The 13,577-nt window shown below is 46.9% G+C and carries 11 protein-coding genes and 1 riboswitch; of the genes, 5 read left to right on the plus strand and 6 right to left on the minus strand.

Annotated elements, in window-relative coordinates:
• The first annotated feature begins 279 nt into the window (after window positions 1–279).
• Window positions 280–1,023 carry an oxygen-insensitive NADPH nitroreductase gene (gene nfsA / locus FKV70_RS23160; RefSeq protein ID WP_063212348.1) on the plus strand — a complete coding sequence of 248 codons (744 nt, stop codon included), beginning with the start codon at window positions 280–282 and terminating at the stop codon, window positions 1,021–1,023.
• A gap of 180 nt (window positions 1,024–1,203) precedes the next feature.
• Here nfsA and FKV70_RS23165 read toward each other — a convergent pair whose 3' ends face one another.
• From FKV70_RS23165 to FKV70_RS23185, 5 genes are all read right to left on the minus strand, one after another.
• Window positions 1,204–2,049, minus strand: a complete 846-nt coding sequence (locus FKV70_RS23165; protein WP_142614699.1) for a TatD family hydrolase — start codon at window positions 2,047–2,049, stop codon at window positions 1,204–1,206.
• Window positions 2,042–2,995: an ABC transporter ATP-binding protein gene (locus FKV70_RS23170; RefSeq protein WP_142614700.1), complete on the minus strand. Its 954-nt coding sequence runs from the start codon at window positions 2,993–2,995 to the stop codon at window positions 2,042–2,044. Before FKV70_RS23170 ends, FKV70_RS23165 begins: the two co-directional genes overlap by 8 nt.
• 44 nt (window positions 2,996–3,039) lie before the next feature.
• Window positions 3,040–3,816, minus strand: a complete 777-nt coding sequence (locus FKV70_RS23175; protein WP_064796897.1) for an ABC transporter permease — start codon at window positions 3,814–3,816, stop codon at window positions 3,040–3,042.
• Window positions 3,813–4,106, minus strand: a complete 294-nt coding sequence (locus FKV70_RS23180; protein ID WP_064796898.1) for an MTH1187 family thiamine-binding protein — start codon at window positions 4,104–4,106, stop codon at window positions 3,813–3,815. The genes FKV70_RS23175 and FKV70_RS23180 overlap by 4 nt, the downstream gene beginning before the upstream one ends.
• Before the next feature lie 494 nt (window positions 4,107–4,600).
• Window positions 4,601–5,644, minus strand: a complete 1,044-nt coding sequence (locus FKV70_RS23185; protein WP_064796899.1) for an ABC transporter substrate-binding protein — start codon at window positions 5,642–5,644, stop codon at window positions 4,601–4,603.
• 193 nt (window positions 5,645–5,837) lie between these two features.
• Window positions 5,838–5,947, minus strand: a riboswitch (TPP riboswitch).
• Window positions 5,948–6,214: 267 nt separating this feature from the next.
• Between FKV70_RS23185 and FKV70_RS23190 the strand changes: the two genes are divergently transcribed.
• The 3 genes from FKV70_RS23190 to FKV70_RS23200 all read left to right on the plus strand — a co-directional run bounded on the left by FKV70_RS23190 (window position 6,215) and on the right by FKV70_RS23200 (window position 10,313).
• On the plus strand, window positions 6,215–6,649 hold the full coding sequence (locus FKV70_RS23190) for a pyridoxamine 5'-phosphate oxidase family protein (RefSeq protein ID WP_142614701.1): 435 nt from the start codon (window positions 6,215–6,217) through the stop codon (window positions 6,647–6,649).
• Window positions 6,650–6,873: 224 nt separating this feature from the next.
• Complete coding sequence (locus FKV70_RS23195; RefSeq protein WP_142614702.1) at window positions 6,874–8,976, plus strand: bifunctional 2',3'-cyclic-nucleotide 2'-phosphodiesterase/3'-nucleotidase; 2,103 nt, start codon at window positions 6,874–6,876, stop codon at window positions 8,974–8,976.
• A gap of 275 nt (window positions 8,977–9,251) precedes the next feature.
• Window positions 9,252–10,313, plus strand: coding sequence for an EAL domain-containing protein (locus FKV70_RS23200; protein ID WP_142614703.1), 1,062 nt, complete (start codon window positions 9,252–9,254; stop codon window positions 10,311–10,313).
• Between the two features lie 131 nt (window positions 10,314–10,444).
• Here the strand turns inward: FKV70_RS23200 and FKV70_RS23205 are convergent, their stop codons facing one another.
• Entirely contained in the window at window positions 10,445–11,536 is a 1,092-nt protein-coding gene (locus FKV70_RS23205; RefSeq protein ID WP_142614704.1) for a hypothetical protein, read from the minus strand.
• Window positions 11,537–11,801: 265 nt separating this feature from the next.
• On the opposite strand from FKV70_RS23205, the gene FKV70_RS23210 reads away from it, so the two are divergent.
• A complete protein-coding gene (locus tag FKV70_RS23210) occupies window positions 11,802–13,502 on the plus strand; it encodes a glycoside hydrolase family 13 protein (protein WP_142614705.1) in 1,701 nt (566 codons plus the stop codon).
• Window positions 13,503–13,577 lie beyond the last annotated feature (75 nt).

Below are 13,577 nucleotides of genomic sequence, written 5' to 3' on the forward strand. Positions count from 1 at the left end.
GTATCAGGCAGACGCACGCTGCTGGAAATTTCCGCAGCAAGATCAATTTGTAATTTGGAGCAAGCACGCACCATTTTGGCTTTCTGTGTGCTTGCTTTTTTGTTGTTTTTTATTTTATGTATTCCATAGTGTCGTCCTTCATTGCGTTAGGTTGCTTATCACTGGCGAAAGTTTCATAATATTTGTAGGAGTGCCATGTAAGCATGCAAGAACTTTTTCGCGTACTCACAGCTTGAAGCAGATAAAGAGCTTAAATTATGGATTAGGAGTGAAGCAGTCATGAATGATACGATTTCCTTGTTGATGAACCATCGGTCTGTACGGAAATTCAAATCAGACCCCATTACCGACGAGCAGCTCGCAGCTATTGTGGCAGCTGGCCAAATGGCATCCTCGTCCAGCAATGTGCAGGCATATACCGTTATTGCCGTTACAGAGCCCGCTTTAAAAACAAAACTGGCCGAGTTGGCCGGAGGGCAGGCTTACGTTGAGCAATGCCCAACATTTCTGGTATGGTGCGCAGACCTGTATCGGTTGAAGCAGGTGACGATTCACCATCAGCCAGGGCAGCCTTCCTACGAAGGGTCCGTCGAAAATTATACGGTTGCAACCGTCGATGCCGCTTTAGCCGCACAAAATGCAGCGGTGGCCGCTGAATCACTGGGCCTGGGCATCGTTTACATCGGGGGCATTCGTACTAAAATAGCAGAGGTAGCCGAGTTGTTAGGGCTGCCAGAGCTGGTGTATCCAGTATTCGGGATGTGTATTGGTGTACCGGATCAGGAAACGGGCTTACGTCCACGTCTTCCGCTGTCCGGTGTGTTGCATATGAACGGCTACGACAAAAATCAGACGATGAAAGCTGTAGAGGCATACGACCACACATCAGCCGAATATTTGAAGGAACGTACGGGTGGTCAACGCTCTACACCTTGGTCTGAGCAAATGGCCACGAGATTGACCGAACCAGCGCGCTTGCAGCTAAAGCCATTTTTGGAACAGAAGGGTTTCTTGAAGCAATAAAAGTGGAATAGCGACAAAAAATACTTCCATGTGAAGTGGTGTTTGAGTAACATGTATATTTAAAATTAAAATTACAAGAACCTCCCTAATTACGCATGAAGTTTCGCGTACATAAGGAGGTTCTTTGCTTTGACTAGAAGCCTGTGATTGTGAGCTTTTTCGTAAATAGCTGATATGCCTTTAGGAATTAGACAGGGAGTAGAAGCGTTTCGTATTATCATAAAATAATTGACGGACAGCAGCCTCATCTTGACGGGTCAGTTTGCTATACGCGCGAATGACCTCGGCAGTCATCCATGGATGCGTCTGTTGTCCGGTAAAAGGACCCTCAAACGGCCATGGGCCGTCTGTCTCTGCCATAACCTGATTAGATGGATATTGTCTTGCCAAACTGCGGATCTCTTCTTCGTACAGGAGATCCGGAGTGAAGGACACATAATAGCCGTTCCGGGCCATACGTTCAGTCGTGGCGGCCGAGCCCTTGAACCAGTGAAAATGCGCCTGCGTAACGCCGTAACGCTCCAACAGGTCGCAGGCAATATCTGCGTCCTCGTAAACGGTGTGCAGTACGACGGGCTTGTTATGCTTGCTTGCAAATTGGACAAAACGCTCCAGCAACGCAATATAGGGAGCGAGGTCAAAAGCATCTCCACTGCGGGTAGCCTCCAGCCGATTGTAATAGGGCAAGCCGACTTCACCCACCGCGACCATCTGCTGTACATGTTCGTCCATCCAGTCAAATAACAGGTCAAGCTCGGTTTGTGGCGGTAGAGCCTGTTCGGGATGGAAGCCGAAGGCTGGTCGTACCAGCCCGGGCCAACGCTCTGCTAGGCGCAAGTTGGCTTGACTGGAGGCAAGATGCATGGACACAGCTATGATGGCTTCGACGTGGTTGTCGGCAAGCGAAGCGAGCAATGGCTCCTGTTGTTCCGGCGCGTAACTGTCTACATGAATGTGCGCGTCGATTAAGGGAACGGTTGCTGCCGCTTTCGAGTTATTTGCAGCGCGTAGGTTCCAATCATTCATAATGGTTTACCCCGCCGTCAGAGGTGTTTTTATGTACACCTTCAGCGTTGTTTATGTTATCGTCCAGTTTGTACTTCTCCTCACGCATCCAGCCAGTCATTGTCCGCTTCCATTCCACAAAGCGTGGATCGAGGGTGATTTCTTCCCTACGCGGACGGGGAAAAGGAACGTCTACGACATGCACCACTGAAGCAGGTCGCGCTGACAGCACATAGATGCGGTCGGAGAGCAGCAGGGCTTCCTCGATGCTGTGAGTGATGAACAGCACAGAGCGGCGGTTCTTCTCCCACATCTGCAACAACCATTGCTGCATATCTGCGCGTGTCAGCGCATCGAGTGCGCTGAACGGCTCATCCAGCAGCATTAGCTCCTGCGGGCTAAGCAGGGCGCGAAGAAAGGCCGCTCGCTGCTGCATGCCACCAGACAGCGTATGCGGGTATGCCTTCGCAAACTTGCCCAGTCCAACCTGCTCAAGCCATTGCAAGGCTTCTTTGCGGCGTTCACGTTCGCTGACGGATCGTGAGCTCGCTGCCGCATCTTTTCGCGGTGCGTTTTCCTGCCCGAGCAGTATGTTGTCCAGTGTAGTGCGCCACGGGAAAAGAGCGGGCTGCTGCGGCATGTAGCTGATATGCCCGCGTTCACCAGTTATATCCCGTCCATGCATACGAATACGTCCCTGCTGCGGCTGAAGCAGCCCGCCGATAATGTGAAACAGCGTGCTTTTGCCACTGCCTGACGGACCGATGAGGGAGACAAATTCTCCCGGCTTGACGGTGAGAGATACTTCCTGCAATACAGGCAGTGAGCTTCGCTTTTCCCGGAAGGCGAGGCTGATCCCGTCCAATTCCAAAGCAGGAGGAGTAGACGTCAATACCTGCGCTTCTCCGGCTCGTTGCTGTTCATCAGCCATGTGTGGTGATGTCAAATCCGTCGGATGCAGACTCATATGTGCCACGTCCTTTCGTTGAGGCTTTTAATTCAATATGGATGCTATTCTTGATCGGGTTTCCAGCGAACCAGCCATTTTTCCAGTAGTAGAATAATTACAAACATCAGCAAGCTGAGTGTAACAATAATACCGATAGCGGCAAAAATGAGATCTGTGCGATAGGCAGATTTTTGCAGCAACATATAATATCCAATTCCCTCACTGGCCCCAATCCATTCCGCAATGATCGCACCCATCACACTATAGGTAGCAGCGATCTTGATGCCGGAGAATACTTGCGGCAAGGAGTGAGGTAGCTCTAGCTTCATAAAAATAGCTCTGCGGCTAGCACCCGACATCCGCATATAGTTCATCATCACACGGTCTGTCCGTGTCAACCCGTCCATAGCCGCTACGGCCACGGGAAAAAAGCATACTAAAGTAATGACCATAAGCTTGGGCAGCACGCCAAAACCGAACCATACCATGAGCAACGGACCGAGAGCGATGATCGGAATGTTTTGACTAAGGATCAAGAGCGGATACAGAGCAGATTTGAGAAAAGGAATGATATGAAGAACGATGGCGATCAGCAGTCCCGTTGCAGTCCCTATAGCGAATCCCGCAAGCGTAAGGCGAATCGTAGCCCAAGTATGGGCACCAAGCAACGCCGATTGCGCCATACCCTCTTGAACGATTAGGGAAGGAGCTGGCAGCAGCCAGGATTCAATATGTAAATAGGAAACCGCTCCCTGCCAAGCCGCTAAAAAGAAGAGGACCGCCACAAGGGGCGGCCATACGCTTTTCCACCAGGATGCGTGCTTGCCTTTCAGATTCATGGGCGATACTTCTCGGTCAGCTTGCTCATGCTGATGCCCTGTGGGTTATGTGCGATTTTGATCTGTGAAATGACGCTGGGACTTCCGGCTTCTGTCAAGGCCTCATGCATGTCTTTGACCACTTTCAGCAATTCGTCCAGTTCGCCCTCCATTGTCGTATCCAGTGGGTTCACCTGATGCTTGACGCCGGAACGCTGAATCACCTCAATCGCCTTGTCTACATATGGGTAAGAATCTTCGTTATTAGGAGTTTTAGGGATGACTTGAATACTGAGCAATGTGTTAGCCATGCGAATTTCACCTGTCCTTTATTTGGAGTAGTATTGGGAAATAAATTGGTTTAAGGTGGGGAGACCGCTTCGCGTTTCATTTGATCTTACGATCGCTGTTGCCGTGGGATTCTTGAATAAATTTCAAAGGTAAGAATCCAACAGCAAAGGCGACCACTTCGTTTCTTCAGATTCAAATGAACCGCTCCGCTGCCAACCGCCTTAAAAGCACTTTAGTTTTTTTGATAGATTGGATGGCATTTTTACACATAAGCGCATCTGTTTTTGCGCTTTAGATACTATGAGACTAAAGAATAAACCAAGAGGAACGAGAACGAAGTGCACGGAATGGTGCTGTACAAGCGAAGCGGTCGCTTTTGTCCCCGGATTTCTACCCTGCTGAGGCTTTATTCTGGAAATCCGGAGGCGGTGGCGATGGGAAGCACCATCCGTCCGCGTAGTGGCGCTTCGTTCACTTCTTAAGTCGAGTCTTATTTAGTGTTTTTACAAAATGATCAACGCTTGGGCAAGAAGTCGTTTGTGAAAGCTTTATCGACTTCCAAAGGTTTGCTGAGCAGCTTGCGTTCGTACATCCAGTCCGAGTAGTTTTTCCATACCTCTGCTTTTTGTACGCCCCATTGCGCGGCATCGTCCTGATAACGCGGGCTTAGCCATTTTTGACTAGCGAGTACCAGTTTTTTGTCCAGCTCTGGCACAGCTTTACTTAAGATATCTGCCGCTTCTTCCGGATGAGCGATAGTGTATTCATAGCCTTGTGCAGTAGCGTCCATAAACGCTTTGACCAGGTCAGGATCATTTTTTATCGTCTGCTCATTGCTCACAATTACAGGTGTATAGTAATCGAGGCTTTTGGAATAATCTTTTACATATAGCATATCCAATGGCTCACCTCGAAGCTTGGCCTCAATTCCGGTCCATGCGTAGAAAATCCAGGCAAAGTCAATATCCCGCTTCACAGCTGTAAAATAGTCTGCATTGCCCATGTTGACGATCTTCACTTTGCTCACATCACCTTGGTCTGAATCCATGATGGATTTCATGACCGCTTCTTCTACAGGTGAACCCCAGCCGCCGTAGCTTTTACCCTCGAAATCTTTCGGGCTTTTAATTCCGCGGTCTATCGGGGCTGCGAAGCCAGAGGTATTATGCTGAATCACCGCAGCGATGGATACGAGCGGCACGCCTTGGATGCGAGCCTGAGTAACGCCTTCCTGATAACTGATCCCAAAAGGTGCGGCATTCGAAGCAACCATCTGATCAGCTCCGCCTGAACCTGGTTGAACAATTTGGACATTCAAACCCGCTTTTTCGTAAAATCCCTTGTCCTTGGCGACATAGAGCCCCGTGTGATTCGTATTGGGTGTCCAATCAAGCACGACTTTAACATCTTTAAGCCCCTTTGCCGGAGTAGACGTTGAAGTGCCAGCAGCAGGAGCAGCCTGTTGAGATGTAGGGGGATTACCGCCGCAAGCGGTCAGAGTCAGAGCCATGAGCCACAGAGTGATCAGACCCAGGCTTAACATGTTCATGCGCTTCATTCGTTGTGTTCTCTCCTTTTAATTACCCGTTATCCGTCCAATCAGACAGTTATGTTCCCCATTTTCACAAAAATAACATCTGCCAGAATGCAATCTTTCCAACTACTTCATCTTCAACAAAAAAAGCGTCCCGAGATTCCGGGACGCTTGCGCTTGTATATACCAAAGTAAGGGATGTCCTGTATTAAAAAGGCACATCTTGCTCAAGCATTCCTACGCTGGCATTACCCAGATCAGGTTGTAAGGGTCAGTGTCTTGGGACACACTCTCAGCCGGCCGATTCCAGCACCCCTGGCATTGTATGGTTTAATGGGTTTGTTTATTCGGGTTTACTACGACGATTATATGCCTTGATCGCGGGTCTGTCCAGCCTTGAGGGAGGGCTTACGGTTCATTTAGCGAATGACAGGGTACACTTTTACTGTGAGCTTTGATCTGAAAATGTACATGAATCATCAGTCTGATTCGGTCATGTTATTTTTAGAGCAGCCGCACAGTATGTTCTGAAGGGCTGATGCCAGGTGGCAAAGCCGTATAGAATTCTAATTCGTAAAAAGGAGTTGTTGTACTATGGGTAAAACGGAGACATTGGATCGCAGTCAGCTGGAACAAGCCATTGTGAAGGCTTTGGATAACAACAAATTTTGCTCGTTAGGTACGGTAGAGGGCGGAAAACCGAAAGTACGCTATATGGCCCTTTTTAACGATGGAATGAACATTCATCTAGCAACGGATCGCAAAACACATAAAGTGGAGGAGCTAAAGGACAATCCGAATGCTTATCTGCTGCTGGGGTATGAGGTGGGGGGCACGAAGGAAGTCTTGGAAGTCGAGGCTACCGTCCAGGTTACAGCTGATGAGGGGTTACGCAAACAAGTGTGGAATGAATCTCTGAAAAAATGGTTTTCTGGACCTGATGATCCCGATTATGTCATTTTAGACGTAAATCCGACTCGTATTGAGTACGTGGGTCAACAAATGGAACGCCAGGTGTGGACAAAATAGAAATGATATAAAGGACAAGCCAGCAAATTTCCAATCTTTACAGGAGAATTGCTGGCTTTTATTTATTTTTATTCGAAAACTAATTATTTTTTCATAAATATTTTAAGCAAATGACTACTCTTTTGTCCTCCATTGGATTAAAATAGGAATGGTGGGTTCAAAGCTTACATATATGTGCAAAAGTATGTATATGAGGCATACACCTTAATGAGGAGGGGTATATTTTGTTATTTCGTAAAAATTGGTTTAAAGGGTTTACAGCAGCAGTTGTAACTTGCAGCCTGCTGGTGTTTTCGGCCGCTCCATCCTGGGCAGCTAGCGATTCTCGCGATAGCGGTACGGTGAATCTGCGGATCATGGAAACCACGGATATTCATGGGGCCCTGATGAATTATGACTACTATTCAGACAAAGAAACCAACGAATATGGCTTGGTTAGTACAGCTAGTTTGATCCAGAAGGCACGTAGTGAAACAAGAAACAGTATGCTGTTCGATAATGGTGATTTGCTGCAGGGCAATCCATTAGATGATTATATGGCTCGCAACAAAACCTTCGAAAAAGAAGGCGGTGTCCATCCGGTCTACAAAATGATGAACTTGATGGGCTATGATGCAGCTACAGTGGGCAACCATGAATTCAACTACGGCCTCGACTTTCTGGACAAATCGCTCAAGGGAGCTGATTTTCCTTACGTAAATGCGAACGTCTATGTTGATAAAGAAGGCCAAGCTACTAAAAATTATTTTACCCCTTATCAGATTCTTGATAAAACAGTAATGGATGAGAAGGGCGAAGAGCATACACTCAAAGTGGGTGTAATCGGTCTGGTAACACCTCAAATTATGCAGTGGGATGAAGCTAATTTGAAGGATAAGGTTGTTACAAAGGATATTGTGGAAACAGCCAAAAAGTTTATTCCTCAAATGAAAACAGAAGGTGCTGACATTATTGTTGTGCTTGCCCATACAGGCTATGAAGATGTGCCGCAAACGCCAATGATGGAAAATGCCGTTAAATATTTGAGCAAGGTCGACGGAATTAACGCGATTCTGTTTGGGCATGCTCACAAATCTTTCCCAAGCTCAGATTTTAAAGATATGAGCGGGGTAGATCTGGATAAAGGAACCATTAACGGCGTGCCAGCAGTAGAAGCTTCATCATGGGGCAAGGATCTGGGCATTATTGATATGAGCTTGGAAAAGAAAAACCGTGAGTGGCACGTAATCGACTCTCAGTCTCAAGTGCGTCCGGTTGTGAGCACTACTAATCAGGCTGCGCAGTTTATTCCTGATTTTAAACTGGTTGATGCGATTAAAGAAGAGCACCAAGGAACGCTGAATTATGTTCGTCAACCTGTCGGTACAACGACTGCGCCGATTACCAGCTATTTTGCATTAGTGCAGGATGATCCGTCCATTCAAATTGTGACCAATGCACAGAAATGGTACGTTCAGAACCATCTTAAAGGAACAGAATATGAAAATCTTCCTGTATTGTCGGCAGGCGCTCCATTCAAGGCCGGTGGTCGCAACGGTGCCGAGTATTATACCAACATTCCTGAAGGTACAATAGCGATCAAAAACGTATCCGATCTATACGTATACCCGAACACGGTTAATGCCGTAGAAGTTACGGGTGCTGAAATTCAGGAGTGGCTGGAATGGTCTGCGGGTCAGTTCAACCGTATTGATCCTAGCAAAACTGAGGAACAATCGCTGATCAACAAAGATTTCCCGACCTACAATTTTGATGTGATTGACGGTGTGAATTATCAGATTGATGTAACTCAGCCTGCACGTTACGATGCCAAGGGTACTCTTATTGATTCTTCAGCCCATCGTATCAAGGATTTGCAATACAATGGGAAGGCTATTGATCCTGCCCAGAAATTTATCGTCGCAACCAATAACTATCGTGCTTCCTCTTCCAAGCTGGCCAATCCAGATGGCAAGCGAATTGTGATGGCAGCCCCGGATGAAAGTCGTCAAGTCGTTATTGATTATATCCGGACGAATGGAACGATCAATCCGTCAGCGGACGGCAACTGGTCTATTGCTCCTTTTGGTCAGGCTAAGGTGACTTTCGAGTCCTCTCCTGACGCCAAAGATGTGCTGGCCGGAAATCAACAAATTTCATACTTGAGCAGTGCGACAGACGGGTTTGCCAAGTATAGCTTAAAAGCTGGCGCGAAGCCTAGTACAGCAACAACTCCTGTAAAGGAAGCTGTAGCTCCCGCGAAGGCGACTGCGAAGCCAGCTGTTAAAACGGCCAAACCTGCGGCTGCAAAACCAGTTCCAACAACGAAGCCAAAGACATCCAAATAACTTCGGATTTTAACTTCCGCTGATCACCAAAAAATGAAGCAGCAATCTCTTTAACTAAGAGATTTGCTGCTTTTTTGATGTCAAAGACAACACACCCCAAAATTATCTTGAGTGATAAAAAAGGTTTTGTTTTTGTCGAATATGTACTTAAGTCCTAGTTTATCGTTGAAAAAAAGCTGATTTTTTGTAATAACACGTAATTATATAGTACTTTTGTTCTAGTTGTTTGTGATATAATGATAAAAAACCGGAAAATTGTTCCGAGGAGGACCATTATGACTTGCAGCAATTGCAGCATCATATTACCTATTAAGGATCAAGGATTGCTGAAAATTAGGCATTCTAGGGTGTTGCTTACTCCAGCATTAGACGGCTTGGGTATGCTTTCGGAACAAGTGAAACAAGAACATTGGTGTGAGGATACCATTGTGTTTCGCTATGACAGTCGTTCAGAGTTGGAGCGGCTGGTTAACGGACTGGCTCGTCTGCCACAGGAATGCTTGGATGGCATGCAAGTTGTGGTGACTGGCTTGCATCATGTTGAGGGATATGAGGACTGGCTTTTATTTAGCCAGTTGCAAGCCCGACTACAACATCCGGATCTGGTGAGTATTATTAACAATCAAAGCTTTACCAGCCATATGCAGCCCATCGTTAACTACAAGCTGAATATTATCGGCTTTGAGTTTTTGCTGCGTCCGTCACAGCCAGATAAGTCTTTTCAGCCTTTCCGACTGTTTGAAGTGGCCCGTGAAGCTGGCTTGCATGCTCATTTGGATCGCTCGGCTCGTATTTCCGCTATTGAAAAAAGTGCGACATGCCTTCCGGCGGGAATTAAACGATTTATTAACTTTCTCCCTTCAACCATTTATAATCCGGCTTATTGCTTGCATCATACTTTTGAGACGATTGAACGGTTATCCATGAATACAGAGGATTTTGTGTTTGAGGTTGTAGAGACGGAAGAAATAGATGACCTCAATCTTTTGCATCAAATCTTTGAACAATATCGTACACGGGGAGTTTCGGTGGCATTGGACGATGTAGGGGCAGGCTATTCTACGACAGAGCTAATGAATTGCCTCCAGCCGGATTATGTTAAAATTGATCGCAGTATAATTGATGGTTGTCATCGAAACAGTGATCAGAAACGGCAAATTACAGGGATCGTGGAATCTGCTTTTCGTTTTGGAGGTCAAGTGTTGGCTGAAGGCGTAGAGCAATTGGAGGATTTTGAATTTTGCCGTGATGCAGGAGTGTCACTGGCCCAGGGCTATTTGTTTGGTAAGCCCGAGTCTGCTCCGCCTTCGAACTTTATACTGAGCAGAGTAGTGTAATCAGAAATAGCGTTTTCTATATAATAAAATCGATATAAATAACCCGGTGATCTATGATCACCGGGTTATTCCACATTTTTAGAGCAATCAAGTTTTTTTATGCATGATTAAGCCAGCTCATGTGATTACGATTATAGCGTGATGACGTATATCCCCAGCGGTGTGGTTGCACTACCTGCAACCATGAAGCTAAGAGAATAGCTGGTCTTGCCGGGAGGAACGCTAATGTCAGCCAGTCGGCATACTTTGGTATTATCTTGAAGCAAGGGGATACCATATACATGACCATCCACGCGTACAGACCCGGCGAACGCACCTCCACGTGGATTGGCATAGATTCGTACAGTACGTCTCTCACTACTGTGATTAAGGATAGGAATGGTTGCGTTATATATCGTTCCGAATTGTCCACGATTATCAAGGGCAGGTCCCAGCTCGCTACGTGCCCCGGTAAACAGCAGATCGACAGGAGTTTCACCGTTCAGCTTCTTAGTAGCACATGCTCGGTAGTTGGCACTTTGCCCTACTACATACTCCGGCATGCGCGCATTTGTTTCAGAAAAGGGCCATACTCCCCGCGGATGCGCCTGCGGCGGGGGAACGGGAGGGAGCGCATCCATATGAATGTCGCGCAGATCGGTCTTCGTATCTTTGCTGACTACCGTGCGAATCACGTAATCCAGCGTCCCGTGGCCTTCGGCGTATTCTACCGTGAGGTCGTAGATGAATCCGGCCAGTGATCCTTCGGGCAGCTCAAATTCCTCCAGCAAGGCGGTGCCTTTGCCGAATTTGTGGCGGTCTGCTGGCTTCAGACGTTTCATCGTACCTGCCAAACAGCTTTTGGCAATAGATTGCCCAACATCAATGATCCAGTTGCCGTCCTCGGGTACAATCTCAAGCGCACGTTCAATATGGCGTACTTCCAGTTGGGCCGTGCCTTTGTTCTCTACGGTGATGCCCAGCTTAACAGGTCTGCCGATTTTGTTATAATGCCAGCCGAAAATCCGGTGCTTGACTGTCCGGGTGGTGGTGCGAACCACATCATGCCACAGAGTGGCTTGCTCGGTAGGTACCGTCACATGGGTAAGCGTCTCCGGGTTATCGCTAAGCATTAGGCGGCGTGTTCCTCCCTCAATGGCTGACTCGACATCCACATGGATGTTGGGTGGGATCACAGCTGATTCTACAATCAGATCCTTTGGCTCCTTGGGTCGAAGGTTCATATAAATTCCTCCCTAAATTCAAGAATGGCACCGCTTTTGGTTCATGTATATGGACAGTTCATAAATATAGGTAACGCCAGATCAATGTACACAACCTGTTTTTTTAAAAAAAATTAAAATATATCTTAGTCTATCAGATCTGCTCATGCGCTGAAGCAAGCATACAAGTATCTCACTTCCCTGCAACAACGATTCGCATACAGGTATTGCGTGTATGTTAAAAGCATAAGCTATTGGATGTACAGAGAAGACACAGGAGGGAAACATGCCTAAAAAAATATGGTGGAAGGAAGCTGTTGTTTATCAGATATATCCAATCAGTTTTCAGGATTCTGACGGAGACGGAAAAGGGGACTTGCGCGGTATTTTGTCTCGGCTGGATTACCTGTCTGAGCTGGGTATTGATGTCATCTGGATTTGCCCGATATATAAGTCGCCCAATCATGATAATGGATATGATATTAGTGATTATTATGCCATTATGGATGAGTTTGGAACAATGGAGGACTTTGATGAGCTTCTCCACCAGGCGCATGAGCGAGGCATTAAAATTATGATGGATTTGGTATTAAACCATACGTCGGATGAGCATCCGTGGTTCACGGAGTCACGCTCGTCGAAGGATAATCCGAAGCGGGACTACTACATATGGCGAACAGGCAAAAATGGCGGATATCCGAATAATTGGGAGTCGTACTTCTCCGGTTCTGTGTGGAAATATGACAAGCTTACAGACGAATATTACATGCATTTGTATTCCGAGCATCAGCCGGATCTGAACTGGGAAAATGAAGAGATGGTGGATGAACTCTATCGTATGGTGGAATGGTGGTTAAAAAAGGGAGTCGACGGCTTCCGTTTTGATGCCATTGCCCATATTGTGAAAGCCGAAGGGCTGCCGGATGCCCATAATCCCGACAAACAAACCTTAGTGCGGGCCTATCAGCTCTTTTCCAATCTAGAGCAGGTACATGTACTTCTACGGATGCTGAACGAAAAGGTACTGGAACGTTATCCCTTAATGACGGTTGGTGAAACTTCCGGCTTAGGACCGGAGCAGGCACTGGATTATGTGGGGGATCAGCGACATGAGTTGAATATGGTGTTCCAATTTGAGCATATGTTTATTGATGCACAAGGGTTGGGAACGGAAAAATGGAAGTACAAGTCGTGGACGCTGGTAGAGCTAAAAAAAATAATGAGTAGTTGGCAGACGGTGCTTCATCAGGAAGGATGGAATGCCAATTATCTTAACAATCACGACCAACCGCGGGCTCTTTCCCGATTTGCGAATGATAGACAATATCGTGTCGAATCTGCCAAAATGCTGGCAACCTTCACACATATGCTTGAGGGAACGCCTTACATTTATCAGGGTGAGGAAATTGGAATGACGAATATTTCCTTCCCGTCGATTGATGATTACCGGGACGTAGAAACATTGAATTATTATGAGCAGCAACGGAAACTCGGTGAGCCAGAGGAGCAGATTATGGCCGAAATCTGGCGAAAAAGTCGGGATAATGCGCGCACGCCCATGCAGTGGAATGCTGGACCTGCAGCCGGATTCACCGAGGGAGAGCCGTGGATGAAGATTAATGATAACTACACGCACATTAATGCAGAGGCAGAAAGAAATAATCCAAACTCGATTTTCCACTATTATCGCAAGTTGATTGCTCTGCGCAAACAACATGAGGTCATAGTTTATGGCGAATACAAGCTGTTGTTGCCGCTGGATACAGAGCTGTATGTATTTACGCGCATGCTGGGGCAAGAGCGTTTGCTGGTCATTTTGAATTTCTTTGATCGTGATCCAGTGTTTCACTGGCCCGAAGATGAGGAGCTCTCTGCCGCCAAGGCTGAACTGCTTCTCTCCAACTACGAACCAATAAAAGGAGAAAACCTGCATGCCTTGAAGCTGCGCCCTTATGAAGCCAGAGTGTATAAGGTAACCTTGAAATAAGCGTTGTTATTCTTTGGATGGTAAAAGGGAAGGGGAGGCCCTCCAAACAGCCTGCGATCTTATCCGACACGCACT

It is taken from the genome of Paenibacillus ottowii, assembly GCF_006874425.1.
Lineage (GTDB): Bacteria > Bacillota > Bacilli > Paenibacillales > Paenibacillaceae > Paenibacillus > Paenibacillus ottowii.